This is a genomic window from Sediminibacillus dalangtanensis (assembly GCF_017792025.1).
In the GTDB taxonomy this organism is placed as follows: domain Bacteria; phylum Bacillota; class Bacilli; order Bacillales; family Amphibacillaceae; genus Sediminibacillus; species Sediminibacillus dalangtanensis.
On record NZ_CP046956.1, the window covers coordinates 322521 to 348774 of the forward strand.

A 26254-nucleotide genomic window follows, 5' to 3' on the forward strand; every position below is an offset into this window, starting at 1 on the left:
TAAAAGTTCAAGGAGGGCATACAAATGGCTAAAGAAATCAAATTTAGTGAAGACGCTCGCCGTGCGATGCTACGCGGTGTAGATACATTGGCAAATGCGGTAAAAGTTACATTGGGACCAAAAGGCCGTAACGTGGTACTGGACAAAAAATTCGGCTCCCCATTAATCACGAACGATGGTGTCACCATTGCCAAAGAAATCGAATTGGAAGACCATTTCGAAAACATGGGTGCGCAATTGGTATCCGAAGTTGCTTCGAAAACAAACGATGTTGCCGGTGACGGTACGACCACCGCTACTGTGTTGGCTCAAGCAATGATCCGTGAAGGATTGAAAAACGTTGCTTCCGGCGCTAACCCTGTCGGTGTCCGCCGCGGTATCGAACAAGCGGTAGAAGTTGCAACAGAAGAACTTAGAAAGATCTCCAAGCCGATCGAAGGCAAAGATTCCATCGCGCAAGTAGCGGCTATTTCTTCTGGTGACGACGAAGTAGGTAAGCTGATTGCGGAAGCGATGGAGCGCGTTGGTAACGATGGCGTTATCACGATTGAAGAATCCAAAGGCTTCAACACCGAGCTTGAAGTAGTGGAAGGTATGCAGTTCGACCGCGGATATGCATCTCCTTACATGGTTACAGACCAGGATAAAATGGAAGCTGTCCTTGAAGATCCATACATCCTGATCACGGACAAGAAAATCTCCAACATCCAGGAAGTACTGCCTGTACTGGAGCAAGTCGTACAACAAGGCAAGCCGCTTCTAATGATTGCTGAGGATGTAGAAGGCGAAGCACTTGCTACATTGGTAGTAAACAAACTCCGCGGTACATTCAACGCTGTTGCCGTTAAAGCTCCTGGCTTCGGTGACCGTCGTAAAGCAATGCTTGAAGACATCGCTACCTTGACTGGTGCAGAAGTCGTAACAGAAGATCTTGGACTGGATCTGAAAAACACCAGCATCGAACAGCTGGGCCGCGCTTCTAAAGTTGTCGTAACCAAAGACAACACTACTGTTGTAGAAGGAAGCGGAGATCCAGAAAAAATCTCTGCTCGTGTAGCACAAATCCGTGCACAAGTAGAAGAATCTACTTCAGAATTCGATACAGAAAAACTGCAAGAGCGTCTTGCTAAACTTGCAGGTGGTGTTGCTGTCATCAAAGTCGGTGCAGCTACCGAAACAGAATTGAAAGAGCGTAAACTTCGCATCGAAGACGCCTTGAACTCTACTCGCGCTGCAGTAGAAGAAGGTATCGTTGCCGGTGGTGGTACAGCACTTGTCAACATCTACAATGCTGTCAAAGGATTGACGCTGACAGGCGACGAAGAAACGGGCTCCAACATCGTACTTCGTGCGCTTGAAGAGCCAGTTCGTCAAATCTCCCACAATGCCGGCCTGGAAGGTTCTATCATCGTAGAACGCTTGAAAGGCGAAAAAGTCGGCGTAGGCTACAACGCAGCAAGCGGCGAATGGGTAGACATGGTTGAGTCCGGTATCGTCGACCCAACAAAAGTTACCCGTTCTGCGCTTCAAAACGCAGCATCTGTTGCAGCTATGTTCCTGACAACCGAAGCAGTAGTAGCAGACCTGCCTGAAGAAGAAGGCGGAGCTGCAGGCGGCGGCATGCCAGACATGGGTGGCATGGGCGGAATGGGCGGCATGATGTAAGCTGTCCTCAAACCCTTTGCTACACAAGGATTTAAAGCACTATAATTAAATATTGACTGGATTTCTTTAAATTTGGTCATAAAAACATTAGGCCTTTCAAGAGTTCTCCTGAACTTTTGAAAGGCCTTTTAAATTAGGAAGCTCCCTATATGGTTAGTGAATATACAAATTAAGCGGTTTAGCCGGTTGGATAACCATATTTTTACTATCCACATCCGTAATACATGTTATTATTTAAGTAAGTAGAAATTTTGGTCTGCAAAGTATTAGAGAATTATTTATAAGTTCAATAATGAAAAAGGAGTTAAGGTATGGGGATAAAGTTAAAAGAATTGAGAATTAGGTACTTTAAATCATATAAAGAAGCCGATGTTGTTTTTTCTAATAATTCTGTTTTAATTGGTGCTAATAATGTAGGAAAAACATCGTTATTACAAGCTTTACAGTTTGCTTTCACACGTACAAAAAAAGTTAATATTGAGGATATATATATAGAACCAGATAAAAGTTTGCCTAAAAGTAGAGAAGCAATTATAGACGCTTTAATATTACCGGTAGATGAAGATGGAAATGAATTGGAAGAATTTGACGAAGTGTGGTTTGAGCATTTTGGAGAGCTTAGAAGTGAAAGTTCTGACACTCTAAATCAATTTGTAGGAATTAGAACGATATTAAAATACGATAAAGTTAAAGATGAGTACGTATCAGAAAAGAAAGGTTTAGTTGAATGGCCCGCAACTGAGGAAGTTTTGGAATATTCTAACTTCAAGAGGGCAACAATTACTGAAAAAATCTTACAATCTGTTCCTGTATTTTATATGGATGCGAGAAGAGATATTGTTTTAGAGATGAAAGATAAAACTTCCTTTTGGGGAAGAATGGTTAGAGATGTTGGGTTGGAAGAAGAAGAAATAGAAGAAATAGAAGAAACCCTTGATCAAGTGAACGATCGAATTATAGAACGGAGTACAGTTTTAAAACACTTATCTAAAAATCTTAGCAAAATTTCTAAAACCGTTAACTCTCCAGAAGAAAGTATTAAAATAGATCCTGTGTCCAGAAAAATAAGAGATCTAGATAGAGGTATTGACTTAACCTTTAAAGATAGAAATTCTGAAAGGTTTCCGATCTCTAATCATGGAATGGGAACTAGGAGTTGGATAACATTCCTAACCGTTGTAGCATATATTCAATGGAAAATAAAACAAATGAGGGATCAAGAAATTCCCTATCATCCATTAGTATTATTGGAAGAACCTGAAGCACATTTACATCCACAAGCGCAGAGGAAAATTTTTCATCAAATAAATGAACTTGCTGGCCAGAAAATTGTAAGCACTCACTCCCCGTTAATTGTAGGGCAAGTAGATATTGAAGATATAAGGCATATATCTAAAGTGAATAGTGGTACGAAAGTGAACTCGATCGATACATCTGAATTAGATGAACAAGAGATCAGAAAAATCCGACAAGAAATATTTAAAACAAGGGGGGATCTCTTGTTTGCTAATGCAATAATTTTGTGTGAGGGAGAAACTGAAGAACAAGTTATCCCACGGTTTTTTAGAGAGTACTTCGGTTGTGAATCCTTTGAAGTTGGCACAAATGTAATAAGTGTTGGTGGGAAAGGAAAATATAAACCGTTCTTAAGAATCGCATACGATTTCAATATTGATATTTATGTTTTAAGTGACGGTGAACAAGAAACAATAAAGAAGGTAAAGAAAGATTTAGAAAGAGTACATGGAGAAGAAGTCAACGTGGAAGAGATGGAGAACATTAAATTTCTTCCAAATGAGTTTGATTTTGAAGAATATCTCATAAGTAAAGGCTATGAAAGAGAGTTGCTTATGGCAATAGAAACCTTATTTGGAGAAGGCTATTTAGATAGTTACATACAGAAAAAAGATCAAAAGACAAAAGGAAGGAAACCCACCTCAGAAAAATGTGATATATGCCACCAAATTATTTATGAAGATAAGCTTCGAGATTATACAGGAATTGAAGGTAATAAAGAAGCGTTACTTGATTGTATTCATGAGAACAAAACTGGTTATTCATCTATAATAGCTGAGATTATAATTGAAAGTAGAACTGATGATAAAGTTCCTGAAATTATTAGAGATTTGTTTAAGGTAATGAATAGAAAGTTACAAATAATCGAAGATTAGGTGGTGAGATTAAAGTGGTATTTCCTTTGACGAATACACAAGATGAAATTGTTAAACACATCGATGGACCATTATTAGTAACAGCAGGTCCAGGGAGCGGGAAAACAAGAATACTAACTGAGAGAGTAATTAAATTAATAAACTCAGGAAAAAAAAGGGTGCTAGCCTTAACCTTTAGTAATAGAGCAGCTGAAGAGATTTCAAATCGAATTGAAGAGAGTATAGATGAAAGAAGTCAAGAGAATATCTTTGTAGGTACAATCCATAGCTTTTGTTTAGATGTAGTAATGAATCGTGGCCACTTGATAGGCTTGCCAAATGGAATGGTTATTTTAAACTCTGAGGAAGATAAGTTAGAAATTATAAAAAAGGTTACTTCAGAATTACCAGAATTCAATAATAACTCCCCGAAATATGAAGGGAAGATGGATCAACTCAAAAGTTACCTTAAATCAATAAGTAATTATAAAAAACAATTCATTACACCAGAAATATTACTTGACTCAAATGAAGATCAGGGGGAATTTGCTAGAATTTATGAAGCATATAATAATATGATGTTAGCTCAAAGAGCTTTGGATTTTGATGATATTTTATTTTATGCTTACAGAATATTTACAGAAAGACCTAAAATAGCGAGATCTTATACAAGATTATACAAATATATCTGTGTAGATGAAGCTCAAGATTTAAATGCAACTCAATACAAAGTGATAAGAGCTTTATGTGTAGATTTTAATAATATTATGATGGTTGGAGATCCTGCACAATCTATTTATGGTTTTATAGGCTCGAACAGTGATTATATGACAAAGCATTTTATTAAAGACTTTAACCCTAAGGAATATAAATTATCAGAAAATTTCCGTTCAGCAAAAAAGATTATTGAGGCTGCAAAAAATATTCGAATAGACGCCGGTAACAATGCAGTGTACCCTCTTGAAGGTGAACTAAAAGTTTGCGAGTTTAAGGAAGAGGAAGAGGAAGCTACATGGATAGCAAATAAAATAAGATGTTTAATAAAGAATGGAAGTCCACTTGTTGAAGAAGATTTAAGATATGAGGATATCGCAATAATCGGAAGAAATAGGTATGTTCTTACAAATATTTTTGAACAATTAGCGGAACTTGATATCCCTTTCAATCAGGGTTTTTCTTCAAGAAGAATAGAGAGTGAATCAATTCCTATTAAAATCTTTGAAGCTGGCTTGCAAATCATCATAAACCCTTATGATGAAGTTCACTTTAATCAAATTTTAAATCTGGCACAAATTCATCCGAACGATAATATTCAAACAGAAGGTAATTTTTTGGATTTGCTTCTTGAATTAAATGGAAGCCAGGTTAGTAATGAGAATATTACCCATTTTAATTCTATAAAAAAGGCTTGGTCAAAATTATTAGATAATGAAGAAAATTTTTCTAAAGCACTAGATATTCTTACAGATAATTTAATTACAACTGACCATAATAGCTTCGAAGATTTTGAAAATGAACAATATATGATTTTGAAAGATTTAGACATGTGGAGAGCACAATGGAAAAAATATTGTAGTCAGACTATTTCAGGTCAGAGGTCTTTATCTCATTTTAGAAATCAAGTTTCTCTTGGGAAAACACAAACGCACAATACAAGGGGAGTCTCAGTGTTAACAGTTCATATGTCAAAAGGATTAGAATATAACGTAGTTTTTTTAATAGGGATGAACGAAGGTACATTTCCTGATTATAGAGCTAAAAGTAATAATGCTCTAAATGAGGAATCCAATAACATGTTTGTGGCGTTAACCAGAGCAAAAAGAATTTGTTATTTAACTTATCCAAGGTACAAGTATATGCCATGGGGAGAAATGAAATTGCAGCGTCCTTCACGATTTATTAACTTAATTGACCAATAAGAAATATTTTATAAAGTAATTTAGCCCAGTATGTCATACATTTACCTACTGGGTTGAATTTATCCAATAATATCTTTAATCTAATACACTTTTCATAAGTTTACTAAACTTTTGTGATGCTTTTTCTTCCTTGTTTTTTTGTGATATGTGCATTGATATATCAGGGGAAGGCGACTATCTTGAAACTTTCCTACTTTCATATAACTAGCTTGAGTTGGTATAAAGTTGACAAAGGTTTGGTTCTCAAATCCAATGTTATGAACATTTAAATCAGTCGTGTTCCTAACAGAAGCTTTGGAAAAGTATTATGTCGATAAAAAGGTTGATCCATTTTGGAAACAAGGTATTGTAGAGATATTTGAAAAGAGAGTTTGAGTTTACTAAAAACGTTTTTGGGTCAGTTCAGCATACACGTGCTGGCTTTTTTATTATGCTCAATAGCTTGTGATCCAAGGTGTTGTTATGCATCCGGAATCTTATATGGTTCTACTTAAGAGAAGATGGTAAGATATCTCTGTGGTAATATATGTATAACGTAAATTTCATTTATCTTAATGAGGTGTTTAGTTTTGTGTGATGATAGTACATTGACAAGGGAACTTGTCTTAGGTAAATTATTCGATTCATTTAATTTTGGTAACTTAGGATTATTTATCGGAGCTGGTTTTTCAAAAGCGGTTGTTAATGATGATTTCAAGGAGGCGCTCTCTTGGGGACAATTAATTGAAAAAGCATGCGCGGAGCTAAATGTTGAAATGCCTGATGGTAGTAGCATGCAAGGAATGGCTTATCCTGAAGTTGCTTCGACCATTTGTGATTCTATTTCGAAAAATGAAGGTATAGGATACATTGAAGCAAAAGAAAAGCTAAAAAGAACTTTAGCAGATTTGACTAATTGGTTACCAGATGAAGAGAAAACCGATATCTTCAGCCCTTTAATTGAGAAAGTTAATCCTAATTGGGTGATTACAACAAACTACGATTTAGTAATTGAGAGGCTCTTAACCGGGAAGTCTGTTTCAATCAGCCCAAACAATTATCTGGCACACCCTAAGGGTGTTATACCGATTTATCATTTACATGGTCTTCGCACTGATCCGGATTCTATTATTATTACTCAGGAAGACTATGTGCAGTTATTTAGACCGAATGAATACCGGCAAATAAAACTAGCACTGACAATAAAAGAATCCACTACATTAATTTTAGGTTATGGGCTAGGGGATGTTAACGTCCTATCTGCGGTGGACTGGTCTAAAAATTTGTATGATAAGGCTACAAAAGAATACCCACATGAAATAATCCAAGCAATAAGGGTAGAGAATCCTTCAGCAACACCTTACAGAGATAAAAATGGTAATATTATTATAGAAGTTTCAGAATTAGAAGACTTCTTTAGCGAACTTGTAGAATATCTAGAGATACAAGACGAAGAATATAAGAAACGGTTAGCAGAAATAAGGAGCATTATAGGCGAATTAGAGGAAAATAAGGATGAAAAAGTAGAAAGCTTCATTAATAACAGAGATAGAAGATTGGAATTACTTCAACTGTTATCAGAGTTTGAACTGCATATGGTTTCTCCTTTTATTAACTTTATTTCAGTTTGTATAGGTAAAACGTGGGAGGAATCCTCTAAGTACGGAGCTTTCAATGCATATAAAAAAAATCTAAATATCTTACTAGATATAATTATCAACTACCCTTATGAAAGAATGCCACCTGCTTTATTTGATTTTGTTGCTTATTCCCTAAATCGCGTATTGAATTATGTAGGTGTAGACAATTCCAAGCGTATTGTAGGGAATAGTTTTGACGCTCAGGAGAGATGGCATAATGCTAAAAATGATATTCCTCATAAGATGGTCCAAGAGTTGTATAACTATTCTAGACAAAGTTACCTTGGGACTCTTGCAAGACATTTAAAGACGATGGTTTAGTTTTTATTCATATACATTCATGAAGTGTGGAAAAGTTAATAATAGCTGCATAGTGGCTAATGATTATTGCGTTAACGGGAGCAGGTGAGTTGAAGAAGGATATTAAAAAAATTAAAAAGCCTTGATTTTCAGAGGGATTTTTTAAAATTAGATTGAATATTTCTTATATAAAATTCTTTTGGAGCTGTGAGGGATTATGAATAAGAGCTCATCTATATTTGTATGATTCATTGCGATCAAAATTTAAGGAACCTTATAGATTGTATATTGAGACATATACAAAAAAATAGCCCCAGTATTTGATAACATTGAAGAAGAAGCAACCCAAATTGCTGATGAACATTACAGAGAAATAGGTACCTATTTCAATTCTGATCATCACGACGAAGGAGATTTCGCTGAAGCTGCTTTGGAAAAAGGATTAGAGCATTTCGAGGGATTATCCTTGATTCGATATAATACTAAATTAATGTGGATTTCTACAATCTATCAGTTTTAGGAGCAACAAGTAAGAAAGTTTTTATTTGAAGAAATTTCTCGTACTCATAAAATGTACGACAAAAAGAATAATGAAATCACTTTTAAAAATTTCTGTGCCAGAGGTATAAACGAAATAAAGGAAGCGTTTTTAGAATTCAATTACAATTTAGAGACCCTTACTATATGGTCTGATATTGATGAATTAAGATTGTTAGCAAATGTAATTAAACACGGAGATGGGCGATCAGCGTCACAATTGGAACAATTGAACCCAAGTTTTTTTAGAAGCCAAGTAAAATTTATTAGAGCTATATAAAAGCACATTAACAGAAATAGTCTTAAATCTTGATGACTTAGACTTAATAAGATATGGTGATTCTCTAATGAAATTTTGGGACGAACTTCCTGAAAGAATGAATTCAAAATAATAAATCCTGGTGACATACCTTAAACAAAAATGAACTTGTTGACTATCGGTCGCTAAAGTTATACTGAGACACCTTTTCATATTGTGCTAATGGAGCAGTTTAGTTGGATACTAGACAAAGAAACAGTAAGCGGTATCTTGAATTCGAGTCTTACATAAACGGGCAAAATTCTTTTATATCTAGTGACTATGGATGAATACGATTTCAGCTCGGTATGAAATTAGGGATTAGAGGATATTGAGATAATCAAACGAGCCGTATTAACTGGTGGCTCGTTGTAGCATTTAATTTTAACTCGGTAATACTAATTGTGTATTTTGAGTTACTAGTGATCTTAAAGATAACTATCCAATTTTATAAAGAAAGAAAACTCGATAAATACATTTATTGGTTAAATGAGTGTATTCTAAATATACTTGGGAATTTTAAATTACAGAATCATTTGATCTAGTATAAGTAGAAAATTCTTTAGTTGATGTAGAGGAGTTACTTGCAAGAAAGTTTTTCTTGGCTAACTAGTATCAAGGTCAATAGAATTATGACGTGGGATGCTTACAATATAAGGCTAGCAATCATTAACTAACCCTAAGGAGTGGTTTGCAAATGAAAGAGTATGGAGAGCCGTTGTTTACCCATGGAGACTTGAATGATCACTTAAGAAATTCTAAGAAAGAAATAAAAGATAAAATATACGCTAATGAAGAGAACTATATATTGAATGTTGGTGAATCACAGTTTATCGATTACATGGTAAGTCAATACGAGAAAGAACAGTTACAAGTTTATACAAATGATGGAGAAGTTGAAGAAAGAGAAGAAGTAGTACCAGCAGAATATTTTCAAAATCCAGCACTAATCGGTTTAAGAGGAGGTGGAGATGTAAGAGCTAGTGTTTATTACTATAGTATTCCTTATAGTGGCGATTCATATTTATTAAGAATGCGCCCATCAAAATTTTTATTGGTAACATTATATGCAAGAATAGGTAGCAATAAACTAACTACCAAATTAATTAGTTTTGATGGAAATATAGATAGTGTTAATAACGAGATAATGTCATTTAATCAGAGATTAGAAGAATATATACAGAATGTTAATAACGATCTAGCACCATACAATAATAGTTTAAGGAATTATATTGGACAAATCTTTCACCAAAGAAAACAAGAAATATTAGAAAAAAGAGATAAACAAGAAAAACTTATTGTTCCTATAAAAAGAAGTAGTGAAGATTCAGGTTCATATACAGCACCTACTCCAAATTTGAAAAAGAAAATAGAACCTAAACCAATAGTACCTTCAGACAAACAGTATGAAACTTACCCTACGTTAGCCAATGGGGATTATTTAGATATACTGAAAAATATTAATGGTACTGGCAAAGCCTTAGAAAGAAAGCCATCTGTTTACGCAGAAAAAGATGAAGAAACATTGAGAGACCACTTTCTTATGAATTTAGAACCGGTTTTTGAGGGAAGTGCAACAGGAGAAACATTTAACCAAAAAGGAAAAACTGACATTCTTTTAAGACATGATGGTAATAATATCTTCATAAGTGAATGTAAATTTTGGAAAGGTGAAAAATCTCTATTATTAACAATTGACCAATTACTTAGTTATTTGACGTGGAGAGATTCTAAAACTGCAATTATAATGTTTGTAAGAAATAATGATTTTAGCTCCATAGTCAATAAAGCTAAAGAAGCTATGAATAAACATTCCTGTTTTTTAAAAGAAGAAACGCAAAAAGATGAAACATGGTTTAACTACACATTCCATATGGAGGGGGATAAAAACAAAGAAATAAAAGTAGCTTTACTATTGTATCATATGAAGCCGAAATAAGTTGTAACCGTCAAGTTAAATTGAACATTTTTTACTCATTTATTTTGAGCAGTTTTGCTCCCGAAAATGGTAATTCGGTGTTTCAGACGATGGCTGTCGCCATTCAGATTGATCACCTCACAAATAATCGATTAAGGATGTTACTTGGATATCTTGATCAATTAAATGGTAAAGGGTGAAATACCTTTATCATGCAAAATTACTATAAGGCTTTTTACATGATGCCAAAAAAGAAGCTCTAGCCCAATAAGTTAAAGAGGACTAAAAGACAAAGCAAAGTCAATCAACAAAATTTTCAAAAAACACTTTGACATCACCTGTGTAAGCGGTTACTATAGTGGTAGTTCTTTAGATATTAGAAGAGAGTGATCGAACTTGCTTTTACAGGTTGACCGAAGAATTGGCAAGCAGGCGATGTTGTTGGTATTAAATGAACAATTTGAAAACGATCCTGATTTCAATAAGCAAATTGAGCGTCAAAAGTGGCAGTTTTGCACAGGGAAAGTAGGTTCGATGGATTCACACAAGGTCGTTGCAGCTATCGAAACAGCGGCGAAAAGAAACGGTATTATCAAGGCCGATCTTTACAGGGAATTGCACGCCTTGTACCACGCGACCATCGAAGCGCTTCACGGTGTGACCCGCGGGCAAGTCCAGTTGGGTACAATATTACGGACGGTCGGGTTAAGATTCGCGCTTGTGCGGGGAAATCCGTACGACAACGAAGAAGAAGGCGAATGGTTGGCCATTGCGCTTTATGGAACGATTGGTGCTCCTGTCAAGGGATTGGAGCACGAAACCATTGGATTGGGAATCAATCACATATAATGTAGCCCATAGATATTAGCGAATAGGGGGCTGTACCGAAGAAATCAAATTTTCTTTGGTACAGCCCCTTTTTATATCCACTTTATTACGGTAAAGGAAAGGAGCATACAATGATTACATTAGAAGGACATTCATTAACATTAGATGATGTCAAACACGTGTTGTATGATCAAGAAAAAGTGCAGGCTTCAAAGGAGAGCTGGGAATGTGTCAGCAAAAGCCGCCAGGCAGTAGAGAATGTAGTCAACGAAGGAAAAACCGTTTACGGAATCAACACCGGATTTGGAAAGATGAGTGACGTACTAATCGAAAAAGGAGATGTCGAAGAACTGCAATTGAACTTGATTCGCAGCCATGCTTGCGGCATCGGGGAACCGTTTCCCGAAATCGTCAGCCGTGCCATGGTGTTGCTTAGGGCGAATGCGCTTCTGAAGGGGTATTCGGGTGTAAGAAAACAACTGATAGAAAAATTGTTAGCTTTACTGAATGAGAATGTTCATCCCGTTGTTCCCCAACAAGGTTCACTTGGAGCCAGCGGTGACCTTGCTCCCCTTTCACACTTGGCATTGGTCTTAATCGGGGAAGGGGAAGTGTTTTATAAAGGTGAGAGAATGCCGACAATGAAAGCTTTTGGCACTGTCGGACTTACGCCGATTACATTAACCGCGAAAGAAGGCCTGGCTCTGATTAATGGTACGCAAGCCATGACAGCGGTGGGAGTTGTTTCTTATTTGGAAGCGGAAAAACTCGCACTGCAAACCGAAGCGACTGCTTCCATGACGATGGAAGGGTTACGCGGGATCATTGATGCGTTTGACGAAGATATCCATTTCGCAAGAGGGTACCCGGAACAAGTTGACGTGGCAAAACGGATGCGTCGATATCTTGATGGAAGCAATCTTATTACCAGGCAAGGGGAAATCCGGGTTCAGGATGCTTATTCACTACGCTGTATTCCTCAGGTACATGGCGCAACATGGCAAACTCTTAACTATGTAAAGGATAAGCTCGAAATCGAGATTAATGCAGCCACGGACAACCCACTCATTTTTGAAGGCGGCCAGAAAATTATCTCAGGCGGCAATTTTCACGGCCAGCCGATTGCATTGGCCATGGACTTTTTAGGTATTGCAGTTGCCGAACTTGCCAACATCTCGGAACGCCGTATTGAACGGCTAGTCAATCCTCAGTTAAATGATTTGCCGGCGTTTTTAAGTGCCAAGCCGGGGCTGGAATCTGGAGCAATGATCATGCAATACAGTGCGGCTTCCCTCGTGTCTGAAAACAAAATACTTGCACATCCAGCCAGCGTCGACTCGATTCCGTCATCAGCTAACCAGGAAGACCACGTCAGCATGGGAACGATCGCGGCCAGACACGCTATGCAAATCATTGCTAATACAAGAAGAGTTGTTGCAATCGAAATGATCTGTGCATTACAGGCTTCAGAGTTTTGTGGTGTCCAACACATGGCTCCACGAACACAGAGGATACACAGGAAAGGGCGTGAGGTTGTGCAATCCATAACAAAAGACCGTGCCTTTTCAAAAGATATTGAGTCTGTTGCACGATGGATGAAACAAGGAAATTGGGATTCAATTTTGCACCCAGTAAGTAAAGAAAAACAATTCATATAAAGGGAGAGAATGATCATGGCAGAGGTAAAAACAAACATTCGTGCACCAAGGGGAACCACATTAAATACGAAGGGGTGGATTCAGGAGGCCGCTTATCGAATGCTGATGAACAATCTTGATCCGGAAGTGGCTGAAAAGCCTGAAGAACTTGTGGTATATGGCGGAATCGGAAAAGCGGCCCGCAACTGGGAAAGCTATCATAAAATTGTCGAAACGTTAAGGACGCTTGAAAATGATGAAACGATGCTTGTCCAATCCGGAAAACCAGTTGCCGTATTCAAATCACATACCGATGCGCCGCGTGTACTGCTCGCCAATTCAAATATTGTTCCAGCGTGGGCAAACTGGGAAACGTTCCGGGACCTTGAAAAAAAAGGCTTAATGATGTACGGCCAAATGACAGCCGGAAGCTGGATTTATATCGGCTCACAAGGTATTTTACAAGGAACATATGAAACGTTTGCGGAAGCAGCACGCCAGCATTTTAACGGCTCACTTAAAGGGACGCTAACGGTTACTGCAGGTCTCGGTGGTATGGGTGGAGCTCAGCCTCTTTCTGTCACGATGAATGAAGGGGTGGTCATTGCCATTGAATGTGATAAAAAGCGGATTCAGCGCCGGATTGATACGAAATATTGTGACTTGATGGTAGAGTCTTTGAGTGAAGCGCTCACGATGGCGAAGGAAGCAATGAATGAAGGCAAACCCCTGTCGATCGGCCTTCTTGGCAATGCTGCTGAAATTTTGCCAGAACTCGTTCGTCGTGGTGAAGTTCCGGATCTTGTGACAGATCAAACCTCTGCACACGATCCATTAAACGGTTACTTGCCGACAGGGATGTCCCTTCATGAAGGCGAAGAGCTTCGAAAAACCAATCCTGACGAATACTTGAAACGAGCGAAATCAAGTATTAAAGACCACGTTCAGGCGATGCTTGAGTTGCAAAAGGCGGGTGCTGTTACGTTTGATTACGGGAACAACATTCGGCAAGAAGCTTATAACGAAGGTCTAAAAAGTGCGTTTGATTTTCCTGGTTTCGTCCCGGCATTTATTCGCCCGCAGTTTTGTGAAGGAAAAGGTCCGTTCCGCTGGGTTGCGCTTTCGGGTGATCCAGAAGATATTTATAAAACAGATGAAGTGATATTAAGAGAGTTTGCGGATAACGAACACCTATGCAAGTGGATCAAAATGGCAAGGGAGCAGGTATCTTTTCAGGGACTTCCTTCCAGAATCTGCTGGCTCGGTTATGGAGAAAGAGCAAAGTTTGGAAAAATCATTAATGAAATGGTCGCATCTGGTAAAATTTCAGCACCGATCGTCATAGGTCGCGATCACCTTGACTGTGGTTCGGTTGCATCACCGAATCGAGAGACAGAAGGGATGAAGGACGGCAGTGACGCAATTGCCGACTGGCCGATCTTAAATGCCATGATCAACAGTGTGAACGGGGCCAGCTGGGTGTCCGTCCACCACGGCGGCGGTGTCGGAATGGGGTATTCTATGCACGCGGGTATGGTTATAGTTGCCGATGGGACAGAAGAAGCGGCGAAACGTTTGGAACGAGTCCTCACCTCAGACCCGGGTATGGGTATTGCCCGCCATGTTGATGCCGGTTACGATCTTGCGATTCAAACCGCGAAAGAAAAAGGTGTTCATTTACCAATGATGGAATAGACATTACGGGAGTGCAGGCAGTCTAGAATACTGTCTGCTTCCCATTATCTTTTACAGGGAGTGGAGAAGAGTGACACAAGAAGCAGATATACTGTTATATCATATCGGACAATTGTTAACGATGGACGGCAGCGAGGGGCCGGTGAAAGGCCAAAATATGAGCAAACTCGATGTTTTGGAGGACGGCGCAGTTGCTATCAAAGACGGCAAGGTCATTGCTGTTGGAAAAACACATGACTTAAAACACATCGAGGCAAAAGAAAAAATTGACTGCCAAGGAAAATTAGTGACACCAGGACTTGTCGAGCCGCACACGCATCTCGTATTCGGCGGATCACGTGAGCACGAAATGGCGTTAAAACAACAAGGCGTGCCATACCTTGATATTTTAAAACAGGGCGGAGGTATTCTTTCAACCGTCCAATCCACCCGTGAAACGCCAGAGGAAGAGCTGCTCGAAAAAGCAAGATTTCATCTCAACCGGATGATGAGCTATGGAATTACAACCATGGAAGCGAAAAGCGGATACGGGCTTGACTACGAAACGGAAATGAAACAAATGCGGGTTGCGAAACAACTTCAGGAGGAGCACAAACTTGATGTGGTTTTGACCTTCCTGGGCGCCCATGCGATACCTGAAAATTATAAAGACGACCCTGATACGTTTTTAAATGAAATGATAGCAATGCTTCCTGATATCAAAGAAAAAAACCTTGCAGAATTTGTTGATATCTTCTGTGAAACGGGTGTTTTCAGTGTTGAGCAGTCCCGTGAGTATTTACAAAAAGCAAAAGAATCCGGGTTCGAGGTTAAAATTCATGCTGATGAAATTAATCCTCTCGGGGGAGCAGAAATGGCTGCGGAAGTCGGGGCGATTTCAGCTGATCACCTCGTCGGCACAAGCGATAAAGGCATCCAAATGCTTGCAGAAAACAACGTGATTGCTACATTGCTTCCCGGAACTTCGTTTTATCTTGGGAAAGAAAAGCACGCAAGAGCAAGAGACATGATAGAAGCAGGTGTGTCGGTTGCACTTTCGACCGATTTCAATCCGGGTAGTTCCGTAACCGAAAACTTGCAATTCATTATGAATCTGGCTGCCTTAAATCTGAAAATGACTCCGGAAGAAATTTGGCATGCGGTAACAGTGAATGCGGCTCATGCAATCGGCCGCGGGGATCAAGCAGGAATAATTGCTGTGGGCCGAGCTGCGGACATCGTCATCTGGGATGCGTCAAACTACTTATATATTCCATATCACTATGGAGTGAATCATGTTAACACTGTATTGAAAAACGGTGAAAAAGTGTTTGAAAGAGGTGGTTGGCATGGCTGACATCCCCCATTTATGCCCTGCGGGAAAAGCGACTTTCAAAGATAGTGAAGTGACAAAGGCGCACGAACTCATCGTGCCATGGAATGGGGAAAAAGTGAAAGGCTTTGGCGTTCTTGGTGCCCCGCTTTCCAAATCGTCTATCAGTCATTCTGGTGCGGCAAGTGCACCCGGGGCCATTCGATCTGCTTTTTCTTCCTATACCACCTATGCGATTGAGGACAATGTTGATCTGAAGTGTATCCAGTTACATGATTTTGGCGACGTGCACATGCACGTGACGGACCTGATTAAATCCCAGCAACGCATTGAAGATACATTTTATGAAGTATTCCAATCACAGACAGAAATGACTCCGATCATTTTCGGAGGTGACCATTCGATAAGCTCCCCGAGTATCAAAGCTTTTTCCAAAGCAAGGGGAACAGTCGGCGTTATTCAATTCGACGCCCATCATGATTTGCGGAATTTAACAGATGGGGGGCCTTCCAACGGTACGCCTTTCCGAAATCTAATAGAGTCCGGTACGTTAAAAGGAGAAAATCTCATCCAAATCGGCATCCGCAATTTTTCAAATAGCCGCGAATACCATGATTACGGGAAGGACCACGGTGTATCAATTTATACGATGAGGGATGTGCGGCGGCGCAGCATCACTGATATTTTGCGAGAAAGCGTAAATCGTTTGAAAGAAAAAGTCGATGTAATCTATGTTTCCGTTGATATGGATGTATTGGATCAAGCGTTTGCTCCCGGGTGCCCCGCAATCGGCCCAGGAGGCATGGACAGCGAAACACTTCTGGAGGCGGTTCATTATCTTGGAGGCGAAAAATCTGTACGTGCCATCGATATTGTTGAGATTGATCCGACGATTGACTTTCGTAACATGACAAGCCGGATTGCAGCGCATGTGGTATTACAATTTCTGAATAGAAGTCATAAGGGGGAAGGTTAATGGAATGGGTTGTTATTATTTCAGTTCTTGTTCTCATCGCATTAAGTTTAATGCGGGTGAATGTCATATTTGCCATTATTGTGGCTGCTGAGGCAGCAGGACTGCTGACCGGTCTCTCCTTAACAGAGACAACGAATCTCATGATTTCCGGCATGGGCGGGTTGGCCGATACCGCATTAAGCTATGTTTTGTTGGGGATATTCGCTGTAATGATCGGTTTTTCAGGAATCGTAGGTTTTTTGGTGAAAAGACTTGTAAAACTAATAAGCGGGAAGCGTTCGATTCTTTTACTAGTGATTGCCGGAGCAGCATGTTTATCTCAGAATGTCGTACCAGTTCATATTGCGTTTATTCCAATACTTATTCCACCGTTGTTGCACCTGTTTGACAAGATGAAGGTGGACCGACGCGGTGTAGCAGCGGCGTTGACTTTTGGTCTGAAAGCACCTTATTTGACGATACCAGCTGGTTTTGGGTTGATTTTTCAGGGAATCATCGTAAGTGAAATGTCTGCTAACGGCATGGACGTAGCACTTTCAACTGTTACAAAAGCGATGATCTTTCCGGGTGTTGGTATGGTTGTCGGTTTACTATTTGCCATATTTATTACCTACAGAAAAGACAGGGAACTTAGTGCAATAAGTGATTCCCCGTTAGCAGAAGGGGAGATTGCTGCGTCGGCGGAACACGAACAACTCGTATTTTCAAAACATCATTTCCTTACATTAATAGCCATTGCCGCCGCCCTCGTTGTTCAACTGATTACCGAGTCTCTAGTTTTGGGGGCGCTTACAGGAATTGTTTTCATGTTTGCACTCGTTGTCGTCCCGTTTAGAAACGGGGATCGTTTTGTGAACGAAGGTATTCATATGATGGGTATGATTGCATTTGTCATGCTAATTGCTTCAGGTTATGCAAAGGTCTTGACAGATACAGACGCAATCAAAGCACTTGTTACTTCAGCCTCCCAGTTTCTGGGCACCAGTCATCTTGTTATTGCGGTGGTGATGTTGCTTGTTGGGCTATTGGTAACGATAGGGATCGGCTCTTCTTTCGGCACCATTCCGATTATTGCCGCCCTGTTCGTGCCGATTTGTTTGGAAGTCGGTTTTTCACCGATGGCTACTGCGGCTTTGATTGGAACGGCTGCAGGATTAGGGGATGCAGGCTCGCCGGCTTCCGATAGTACGTTAGGTCCCACCTCTGGGTTGAATGCGGATGGAAACCACCACCATATATGGGATACATGTGTACCGACATTCATGCATTACAACATACCTCTGTTTATTTTTGGTGTGCTGGCTGCTGTGGTGCTATAACGGAATCGCACTGGATGAAGTCCTTAAATTGGGGATTTTAACGGAGGCTTCTCCTACGTTCACTGAACTTTTGATAAAGTTATCCACGACTATCGAATTCTTAGATTCCTAGCAAGAAGTACAAAGCCTCGGTTCCTCCTAATGGCGGAACCGAGGGCTAAAGAGTATAACAGAAAGATATGAGTTTTGTCGATGTAATTTAGAACCGCTCTACAGTGGTGTGGAGACTAGTGACTGTTCCTTTCCCAATTTTTCATTTCTGATTGTCAGGCGTAAGAATGAAGTCCTGCAATGACAAGGTTGACAAATATAAGATTAAACATAATGATCGCAAAACCGATCACTGCTAGCCAAGCTGATTTTTCACCTGCCCAACCTTTAGAAAGTCTGAGATGCAAATAGGCGGCATAAAAAAGCCAAGTGACTAAAGCCCATACTTCTTTTGGGTCCCATCCCCAAAAACGATCCCACGCAATTTGAGCCCATATCATAGCGAAAATCAATCCCCCAAGTGTGAAGACCGGAAAACCTATTGTGATAGAACGGTAACCAATTTCATCAACAAGGGTAAAATTGACATGTTTTGTGAGTGGTTGGAGAGCTGCCCCGATTCGTTTTCGGAAGATAAGCCGGAATAAACCATATAGAATAATTCCAGCGATTAAAGACCAGATAACCGTGTTGAATTTCTTTGCATTGATCACTGCAGGTGTTGTCATAATCGGATCCAGTCTGTTTTCCGTTTGTACCTTTCCATTTGGCGGACCGAATAACGGGGGTATCGAGTAATCAAGCACTGTTTCTTCTCCATTCTTGTCTGTCCATTCTATACTATTATGGTAGTTAGTGGCAGAAAAAGAAGTGGATACAAGGATAAATCCAAACGTACAAACAAGACAAAACAACACGAACTCAAGCCAGAACGTCTCCTTCGATTGCTTTGATTGATTGACTGATTTCACAAGATAAATCAAACCAGCAGCAAAACTAACGGCGAGAATAGCTTGCCCGATTGATACAGTAGTAACGTGGATGTAAAGCCAATGACTTTTAAGAGAAGGAATTAATGGTGAGATTTCATTTGGAAACATGCTGGCGTATGCAATGATTAATAAAGCAATAGGAAGTGTGAAAAGCCCTAAGAGCGGTATTTTAAATATGAAATATAGAACCAAAAATGCACCAACTAAGGCAAGGCCGAAAAAAGTTGTGAATTCAAACAAATTGCTGACTGGAGCATGATGAGAAGCTATCCATCTGGTTATAAAGTATCCAAGATGAGTTATAAAGCCTCCTATAGTAATCAAAATGGCAATCGTTTCCCAAATGTTCTTCTTACTAGAATGACTTTTGATTAATTTTCCGACTCTAGGTTGATTTTCAATATATTGGGGAGCACAAACTACTAACAGCTCGACTGGACGCTGATATCCTATGATTAACAATCTAGCATAACCTGCTCTTTCTATTGATTGATCTCCCTCTCTTTCTGTCATCGAAAAGCCCTCCCTATATAAAAACCAAACAAAAACTTTACTTGACATCTTGCTGACACTTTTCTGCTTTAACATAACAAATGTACCAGGAAGGAGGAAGGCAAGATGTCATTGGGAAGACAGGAATTAAAACACGCCATCTCGCTTGCGGAATATCAAGTGTTGAGAAAAAAACTCGCTCATTTTATGACGATTGATCCGCATGCAGCGTCAGATGGAAAATATATGATTCGCTCTACTTACTTTGATAATTTTGACAACAAAGTGCTGCAGGAGAAAAAGGAAGGTTATTTAAACCGCGATAAGTATCGGGTGAGGATATATGGAAAGTGTGATCATGTCATTAATTTAGAAAGAAAAAGCAAGCGGAATAATCTTACCTTTAAATCAAAATGCCAGATCACAAGGCGTGAATTCGAGAAGGTCAGAAAATCAGAGATTGCCTGGATGGAAGAGGATGACCGTCCTTTAGTAAGAGACTTGTTTTTTGAAATGTATCATTATCAGTTAAGGCCAAGGACGGTCGTTGATTATATCCGGGAACCTTATGTCTATCCGTTCGGGAATGTACGAATCACGTTCGATTTGAAAGTACAGACAAGCATGCACAATACGAACATGTTTGCCCGGGATTTGCCGATGGTGGACGTATTAGAGCCGGATGTCGTGATTCTGGAAGTGAAGTATGATGAATATTTGCCAGATGTGATTAAGCATTTGCTTCAGCTGTCAGATACGAGGCAGGAAGCATATTCCAAATACCAATTAAGCAGAATGTATGGATAAAGAAGAGGAGAGAAAAAAGTGCTATATACAACAACAACCACAACTACAACCAATTTTTCAGATATATTTAAATCCAGTTTTATGGAGAATACTGCGTCATTTTCGATTATTGATTCCTTGCTAGGACTGGGTGTTGCGTTCTTGATCGGTTTGTTTATTTACGGAGTCTACAAGAAAACTTTTAAAGGGGTGATCTATTCCCATTCCTTCAATATATCGCTCGTGATTATGACGATGGCAACCTCGCTTGTGATTATGGGAATAAGCCAGAACGTCCTCTTGTCACTTGGAATGGTCGGTGCTCTGTCAATCGTTCGTTTCCGTACTCCGATAAAAGATCCGATGGATTTGGTGTTCTTGTTCTGGTCGGTGATTGCAGGAATTCTGAGTGGAGCAGGTTTCGTTTTATTAGCCGCGGTAGGCTCGTTTTTGATCGGCGTAGTGATTGCCTTATTCTCGAACAAAATCAAAGTCGAAAATCCTTATTTGTTAGTGGTGAAATTTGATAAGGATGCAGTTGGAGAGAAAGTGGAGCAAGTTATCGGTAACAAGGTGAAGAAATATGTACTGAAATCAAAATCAATGATGCAAGGCGATGAAGTGGAAGTAACGTATGAAGTCCGCGTGAAAGAAAACGATGCGCAAGTAACATCGACCGTTTCCCAAATCGATGGTGTCCGTTCAGCTGTGATGCTGAGCTATGATGGGAATTTCACTGCGTAATCCAGGAGGGAATAACATGAAAAAAACAAACAAGGGAAGGTTCCTCCTTCCTTTTTTTATAGGAACGGCGATCATGATTGCTGGCTGTAGTAAAACAAATGATAATGGAACATTAACCGAGTCGGCAAAATCAGCAGTCAGCTATGATGCTGAGGATACGTACAGCGAATGGGAAGAGCAAGATGCTACGAACATCACTTTTGATGATCAGTCAATTGACGTAGAAGATGATAATAACGGTGTCATAGTCAATGAGAATACAGTAGAAATCCATACCTCTGGCACCTATGTTTTAGAAGGAAGCGCAACAGACAGTCAGGTACTTGTGGATGCAGAGGATGAAGGAACCGTTCGACTGATACTGAACGGACTGTCATTAGAGTCAACATCAACCGCTCCTATTTTTGTCAAACAGGCGGATAAAACCGTTATTTCAGTAGAAGAAGGGACAAGCAATACCCTCACGGATCCTTCGGAATATGTATATGAAGAGGATACCGATGAACCGAAAGCGGCCATCTACAGCAAGGATGATCTGACGATAAACGGAACAGGCAATCTAAATGTAAACAGCAATTATAATGATGGAATCACAGGCAATGATGACTTGAAAATCATTGGAACAACGATAGACATTACAGCAGAAGACGATGGCATCGTGGGACGTGATTTGTTTGCAATGAATGAAGCGCTGATTACGATCGATGCAGGCGGAGACGGGGTGAAATCCTCCAATGATACGGATGAAGATAAAGCAAACGTCGTATTGGAAAGCGGCTCCTTAATCATAAATGCTGGCGGTGACGGTGTACAGTCAGAAAACACGGTAACCATATTGGACGGAGAATATGAGATTACGGCCGGAGGAGGCAGTCCGGAAACAATCGAGGCTACAACCGAATTTGGAGGTGGCTTCGGCGGTCAGAGACAGGGCGCAATGCCTGGTGGACAGGACTTCTCCGAAGATAACATGCCGGCGGAACGGCCGGACGGTGCAGAGGGAATGGAGCCACCGACAGAAGGTGATGGCGGTGAATTTGAAGACAGACAGCCTCCTGAACAGATGGAGGAAGAACAAGCACAAACTAATGCAGAAACAGAAGAAGACGATACACCAAGTACCAAAGGAATCAAAGCAGAAAACAGTCTGGAAATCGCAGGTGGCACCATTGCGATCGATGCGAATGATGATGCCTTGCACAGCAATAAAGAATTGACCGTTGCAGCTGGGGAAATGACGTTGGCCACCGGAGATGATGCGGTTCACGCAGATGAGGAAATCATCATCACGAATGGTTCCATCCAAGTCGACAAAAGTTATGAAGGAATCGAAGCGGAATCAATAACGGTGTCAGATGGAACGATCCATCTTGCTGCAGAAGACGATGGTTTTAACGTGAATGGCGGGACAGATCAGATGGGGATGCAAGGATTTTGGGAAAACCAAACGGAGAATGAAGAGGAAAGCACGGAAGAAGAAGCAGATCAAGGAAAATTGTTGATTGAAGGTGGGTACATTTATGTCGATGCAAATGGCGATGGCCTTGACTCCAATACTTCCGCCGAAATGACAGGCGGCACGGTACTCGTGTACGGTCCAACGAACAATGGCAACGGAGCCTTGGATTACGACCAATCCTTTGAAATCAAGGGTGGAACTTTGATTGCTGCTGGGAGCAGCGGGATGGCTCAAGGCGTTTCCGACAGCTCGGAACAAGCTTCGTTTATGATGACTTTTCCTGAAATGCTCGAAGCCGGTACTACGGTTTCCGTACAGGATGGCAATGGAGACATAGTTGTTGCGGTTGCACCCGAAAAGGATTTTCAATCGGTTGTCATCAGTTCACCAGATTTAAAACAGGACCAATCCTATACGCTTTACACAGATAATGGGCTGTCCGGCGATGAAACAGATGGATTCTTTGAAGATGCCACAATGGAAGGCGGCACAAAAGTGCTGGAGTTTTCGTTAACAAGTACGATGACGTATTTGGATGAATCAGGCGAAACCGAACAACCGAGCGGCATGTTTGGCGGCGGACGCGGACAAGGCCGACAAGGGCAGGATGACAATGAAATGCCCCAGCCACCATCCCAGTAAATAGCAAGCATGGTCAAAAATAAGAGGTCCAAAGAAAAATCGAACGATTCGACCCTTAAATAGTCGAACTCGTTCGATTCTTCTTTTCTGAATTTTATTAATTCGAATTAATATGGAAAATGATAAAGCAGCACTTTAATATGAATGGTAGCAAACACTCCGGCAAGGTACTTCGCTTTCCGCGGGCACGGCTTCAGCTAACTTGGTAAAGAAAGTCGCTTTACCAAGTGGATCTTCAGCTCGCGCTGTTCCCGCTGGAGTCTACGTATCTTGCCTCCGTTAGTTGAAGCGCTTCAACTTTAGTGAGAGATTCCTTGTTGAAGATAACCGTCACTTTCGGGAAATTAAGCCAACATTGAATCAATGTAAATCTCTCTATGCTAGTAATTGTGGTCTTCAGAACACTTTGTTGGCGGAAGTGAAATAGAAACTCCTCTGCTGATTTAGCCATAGAGAGTCTATTAATTGCTTTTTAATGCTGTTCAAACTTATCTGATCAACGTAAAGTAGTGAATGCTGGTTTGTTAAAATTACATCCACCATTCTATAAGCAGAACACTGTTAAATAGCGAAGGCAAGATGCGGAGACTCCTACGGGAGCAGCACGAGCTGAAAATCCCGCAAGAAAGCGATTTATGCTTTCTGAGGAAGTTGAAGCCGTGCCCGTGGAAAGCGTAGTGTCTTGCCGCAGCGATTAGAAGCACTCATCAAACAGCAGAACTTAAAGGAAGTTTATATTGGTAGAATCATTGTTGGTAATCGCCTGGATAATATCAGGAAAGAAAGGCTAACTTTCTATGATAAAATAACCTTGGGAGTTGAAAAGAATGAGCAGAGTGTTGATCATAGAAGATGAAGTCGCCATTAGCAAAGTACTGAATGTTTATTTACAAAAAGCCGATTTTGAAACAAAAGTAGTAATGGAAGGCAACCAGGCTATCCCGGCTTTTCAAGAATGGAGTCCGGATTTAGTATTATTAGACATTATGCTCCCGGGAATAGACGGCTGGCAAATACTAAAAGAAATAAGAGAAATAAGCACATGCCCTGTTATCATGTTGACTGCTCTAGGCGACGTCAATTACCGGCTGGACGGTCTGAATGGCGGGGCAGACGATTATATTACAAAACCGTTTATCGGGGATGAAGTAATCGCAAGAGTGAATGCCGTGTTACGCAGATTCCGCACCGATGATAACCAATTGAAAAAGTTCGGAGCCCTGCATATTGATCACGAGGCACACCGGGTCCTCCTCCATCAAAAAGAAATCGAATTAACACCACGTGATTTAGCATTGCTGTTATTTTTATCCGAGCATCCGAACAAAACGTTTACGAGAGATCAACTGATCGAGCAAGTATGGGGCTGGGATTATGAAGGCAGCGACCGGGCTGTCGACTTATCAATCAAACGGTTAAGAAAATCATTGAAAGATTGGTCCGGTGAAGAAGGAGAAATAAAAACGCTCAGAGGGGTGGGGTATCAGTTCCGTGTTCAAGAAAAATAAAAAAGTATCATTACAGCGATATTGGACAACCCGATACCTGATTACACTTGTGGTTGGACTTGCGGTTATCACGGTTCTTTCAGCGATGTGGATTCGCCATACCACCTTGGAAAATCGACTGAATATGATGGAATTCATGGCAGAAGAAACAACCAACCGAATTGAAAATATGACGGATGAAACGCTGCCTCCTGAATTTGAGATACATCGCCTTTTGACAGATAGAGGCAGATTTATGAATGGAGAAAGCAATCCCATCATTTATGTAACCGACCTAGAGGGGACGATTATTAGTAGTAATTTGCCCCCACAATCCAATGGCCAGGAAATCCATTCCTCTATTTTGGAAAAAGAAGATACCATTCAAACCATCACTTCCGAAAACGAAGAACAAGCCGAACTTTATGTCGTGAAAAAGCCGATTGAAACGGAAGATGCGACACTTGGCTGGGTGCTCTATGTGGAATCTAAAGCGGAACTGACAAAAGTTCGCCAGGAATATGGACAATTAATGATCGTAATAGGCAGTCTGCTTATATTGGGCTGGATTGCCATTTATTTTATAACGGGCCGATTATCCAAACCGATTAAAGAAGTTGCAGCAGCTGCCAAACAAATAGAGGAGGGGAATTACGATGTGCGTTTTTCCACAGATGCGAAAGAGGAAGAGGTTCATGAGTTAATCACTTCCTTCCAGCAAATGTCGCAAAAGTTAGAGCATCTGGAAGCCCTCCGGACGGAGCTGTTGGCAGGGGTTTCCCATGAATTAAAAACACCTGTCACCTCGATAAGCGGACTGTTGCAAGCGATCGATGAAGGTGTCGTCGACAAAGAAGAAGCAAAAGAGTTTTTGCAGCTTTCCATCAGAGAATCCGAAAAAATGAAAAAAATGGTGGAAGACCTGCTGGCTTTTAATAAATTTGCAGCAAACGCAGTACCGGTTTCAATGGATACCTATTTGATCAATGAATTGATGATGGATACCCTGGACGTTTGGAAAAAAACCAACATGCAAGAAGGCGTACAAATGGATGTTTCGTTGTTGAAAGATGATCGGACGGTTGAAGTGGATCCTTTGCGCATCCAGCAAATTATGACCAACCTCTTGAACAATGCTTCTCAGGCAATAGGGGACAAAGGAAGGATCACGGTAAAACTCCATACTACCCAGGATAAGGTAATGATCGATGTAAACGATACTGGCGAGGGAATTCCGGAGCAGGAACAATCGTATATATTCGAGCGGTTTTACCGGGGAGAGAACAAAAAGTACAAAGTTGGCGGTTTAGGACTGGGACTGCCTTTCAGCAAAATGATTGCGAACGTGTTAGACGGTGAGCTCATGCTTGTTGAAAGCAGCCATTCCGGTACCACTTTCCGCGTTGAATTACCGCTTTCCGAACAAGCCCCTGCTGAGGAATAGTTGTGGGGCTTTACACAATAGGAGGAGTTATGCGGCGGAAGCTT

General features: G+C 40.4%; 17 protein-coding genes. 16 read left to right on the forward strand and 1 reads right to left on the reverse strand.

The annotated features are described in order from the left end of the window. Window positions 1–24 precede the first annotated feature (24 nt). From groL to ERJ70_RS01830, 11 genes are all read left to right on the forward strand, one after another. Window positions 25–1665 carry a chaperonin GroEL gene (gene groL, locus ERJ70_RS01780; RefSeq protein ID WP_026770876.1) on the forward strand — a complete coding sequence of 547 codons (1641 nt, stop codon included), beginning with the start codon at window positions 25–27 and terminating at the stop codon, window positions 1663–1665. Window positions 1666–1976: 311 nt separating this feature from the next. After that, entirely contained in the window at window positions 1977–3836 is a 1860-nt protein-coding gene (locus ERJ70_RS01785) for an ATP-dependent nuclease (RefSeq protein WP_209366737.1), read from the forward strand. Window positions 3837–3862: 26 nt separating this feature from the next. Then, window positions 3863–5734: an ATP-dependent helicase gene (locus tag ERJ70_RS01790; protein ID WP_245208093.1), complete on the forward strand. Its 1872-nt coding sequence runs from the start codon at window positions 3863–3865 to the stop codon at window positions 5732–5734. A gap of 569 nt (window positions 5735–6303) precedes the next feature. Continuing rightward, complete coding sequence (locus tag ERJ70_RS01795; RefSeq protein WP_209366739.1) at window positions 6304–7674, forward strand: SIR2 family NAD-dependent protein deacylase; 1371 nt, start codon at window positions 6304–6306, stop codon at window positions 7672–7674. A 1511-nt stretch (window positions 7675–9185) separates the two neighbouring features. Next, on the forward strand, window positions 9186–10427 hold the full coding sequence (locus tag ERJ70_RS01800; protein ID WP_209366740.1) for a hypothetical protein: 1242 nt from the start codon (window positions 9186–9188) through the stop codon (window positions 10425–10427). Between the two features lie 375 nt (window positions 10428–10802). After that, window positions 10803–11255, forward strand: a complete 453-nt coding sequence (hutP, locus tag ERJ70_RS01805) for a histidine utilization transcription antiterminator HutP (RefSeq protein WP_026569163.1) — start codon at window positions 10803–10805, stop codon at window positions 11253–11255. Between the two features lie 110 nt (window positions 11256–11365). Beyond that, a complete protein-coding gene (hutH, locus tag ERJ70_RS01810) occupies window positions 11366–12892 on the forward strand; it encodes a histidine ammonia-lyase (protein ID WP_209366741.1) in 1527 nt (508 codons plus the stop codon). A gap of 15 nt (window positions 12893–12907) precedes the next feature. After that, window positions 12908–14566, forward strand: coding sequence for a urocanate hydratase (gene hutU / locus ERJ70_RS01815; RefSeq protein ID WP_209366742.1), 1659 nt, complete (start codon window positions 12908–12910; stop codon window positions 14564–14566). Window positions 14567–14687: 121 nt separating this feature from the next. Continuing rightward, on the forward strand, window positions 14688–15902 hold the full coding sequence (hutI, locus tag ERJ70_RS01820; protein ID WP_245208174.1) for an imidazolonepropionase: 1215 nt from the start codon (window positions 14688–14690) through the stop codon (window positions 15900–15902). After that, the gene (gene hutG, locus ERJ70_RS01825; protein WP_209366744.1) at window positions 15895–16854 is read left to right on the forward strand and encodes a formimidoylglutamase; all 960 of its coding nucleotides are present in this window, start codon (window positions 15895–15897) and stop codon (window positions 16852–16854) included. The genes hutI and hutG overlap by 8 nt, the downstream gene beginning before the upstream one ends. Next, window positions 16854–18173 (forward strand): Na+/H+ antiporter family protein, encoded by a 1320-nt coding sequence (locus tag ERJ70_RS01830; protein ID WP_209366745.1) that lies wholly within the window; start codon window positions 16854–16856, stop codon window positions 18171–18173. The genes hutG and ERJ70_RS01830 overlap by 1 nt, the downstream gene beginning before the upstream one ends. Before the next feature lie 266 nt (window positions 18174–18439). On the opposite strand, the gene ccsB is transcribed toward ERJ70_RS01830, so the two are convergent. Further along, window positions 18440–19669 carry a c-type cytochrome biogenesis protein CcsB gene (gene ccsB, locus ERJ70_RS01835; protein WP_209366746.1) on the reverse strand — a complete coding sequence of 410 codons (1230 nt, stop codon included), beginning with the start codon at window positions 19667–19669 and terminating at the stop codon, window positions 18440–18442. Window positions 19670–19774: 105 nt separating this feature from the next. Here ccsB and ERJ70_RS01840 point away from each other — a divergent pair, with 105 nt between their 5' ends. The 5 genes from ERJ70_RS01840 to ERJ70_RS01860 all read left to right on the forward strand — a co-directional run bounded on the left by ERJ70_RS01840 (window position 19775) and on the right by ERJ70_RS01860 (window position 26210). Then, window positions 19775–20455: a polyphosphate polymerase domain-containing protein gene (locus ERJ70_RS01840; protein ID WP_209366747.1), complete on the forward strand. Its 681-nt coding sequence runs from the start codon at window positions 19775–19777 to the stop codon at window positions 20453–20455. Between the two features lie 81 nt (window positions 20456–20536). Further along, window positions 20537–21178 carry a DUF4956 domain-containing protein gene (locus tag ERJ70_RS01845; RefSeq protein WP_209369088.1) on the forward strand — a complete coding sequence of 214 codons (642 nt, stop codon included), beginning with the start codon at window positions 20537–20539 and terminating at the stop codon, window positions 21176–21178. A gap of 16 nt (window positions 21179–21194) precedes the next feature. Beyond that, the gene (locus ERJ70_RS01850) at window positions 21195–23279 is read left to right on the forward strand and encodes a carbohydrate-binding domain-containing protein (RefSeq protein ID WP_209366748.1); all 2085 of its coding nucleotides are present in this window, start codon (window positions 21195–21197) and stop codon (window positions 23277–23279) included. An 827-nt stretch (window positions 23280–24106) separates the two neighbouring features. Further along, a complete protein-coding gene (locus ERJ70_RS01855; RefSeq protein ID WP_209366749.1) occupies window positions 24107–24787 on the forward strand; it encodes a response regulator transcription factor in 681 nt (226 codons plus the stop codon). Further along, entirely contained in the window at window positions 24771–26210 is a 1440-nt protein-coding gene (locus ERJ70_RS01860) for a HAMP domain-containing sensor histidine kinase (protein ID WP_209366751.1), read from the forward strand. Before ERJ70_RS01855 ends, ERJ70_RS01860 begins: the two co-directional genes overlap by 17 nt. The last annotated feature ends 44 nt before the right edge of the window (window positions 26211–26254 follow it).

What these genes read in the sequence shown, in the direction of transcription:
- ERJ70_RS01830 (WP_209366745.1), top strand. Translation starts at nt 16,854, where the DNA reads ATGGAATGGGTTGTTATTATTTCAGTTCTTGTTCTCATCGCATTAAGT.
- hutI (WP_245208174.1), top strand. Translation starts at nt 14,688, where the DNA reads ATGGACGGCAGCGAGGGGCCGGTGAAAGGCCAAAATATGAGCAAACTC.
- ERJ70_RS01840 (WP_209366747.1), top strand. Translation starts at nt 19,775, where the DNA reads ATGTCATTGGGAAGACAGGAATTAAAACACGCCATCTCGCTTGCGGAA.
- ERJ70_RS01845 (WP_209369088.1), top strand. Translation starts at nt 20,537, where the DNA reads ATGGAGAATACTGCGTCATTTTCGATTATTGATTCCTTGCTAGGACTG.
- hutG (WP_209366744.1), top strand. Translation starts at nt 15,895, where the DNA reads ATGGCTGACATCCCCCATTTATGCCCTGCGGGAAAAGCGACTTTCAAA.
- groL (WP_026770876.1), top strand. Translation starts at nt 25, where the DNA reads ATGGCTAAAGAAATCAAATTTAGTGAAGACGCTCGCCGTGCGATGCTA.
- hutH (WP_209366741.1), top strand. Translation starts at nt 11,366, where the DNA reads ATGATTACATTAGAAGGACATTCATTAACATTAGATGATGTCAAACAC.
- ERJ70_RS01855 (WP_209366749.1), top strand. Translation starts at nt 24,107, where the DNA reads ATGAGCAGAGTGTTGATCATAGAAGATGAAGTCGCCATTAGCAAAGTA.
- ERJ70_RS01785 (WP_209366737.1), top strand. Translation starts at nt 1,977, where the DNA reads ATGGGGATAAAGTTAAAAGAATTGAGAATTAGGTACTTTAAATCATAT.
- hutU (WP_209366742.1), top strand. Translation starts at nt 12,908, where the DNA reads ATGGCAGAGGTAAAAACAAACATTCGTGCACCAAGGGGAACCACATTA.
- ERJ70_RS01800 (WP_209366740.1), top strand. Translation starts at nt 9,186, where the DNA reads ATGAAAGAGTATGGAGAGCCGTTGTTTACCCATGGAGACTTGAATGAT.
- ERJ70_RS01850 (WP_209366748.1), top strand. Translation starts at nt 21,195, where the DNA reads ATGAAAAAAACAAACAAGGGAAGGTTCCTCCTTCCTTTTTTTATAGGA.
- ccsB (WP_209366746.1), bottom strand. Translation starts at nt 19,669, where the DNA reads ATGACAGAAAGAGAGGGAGATCAATCAATAGAAAGAGCAGGTTATGCT.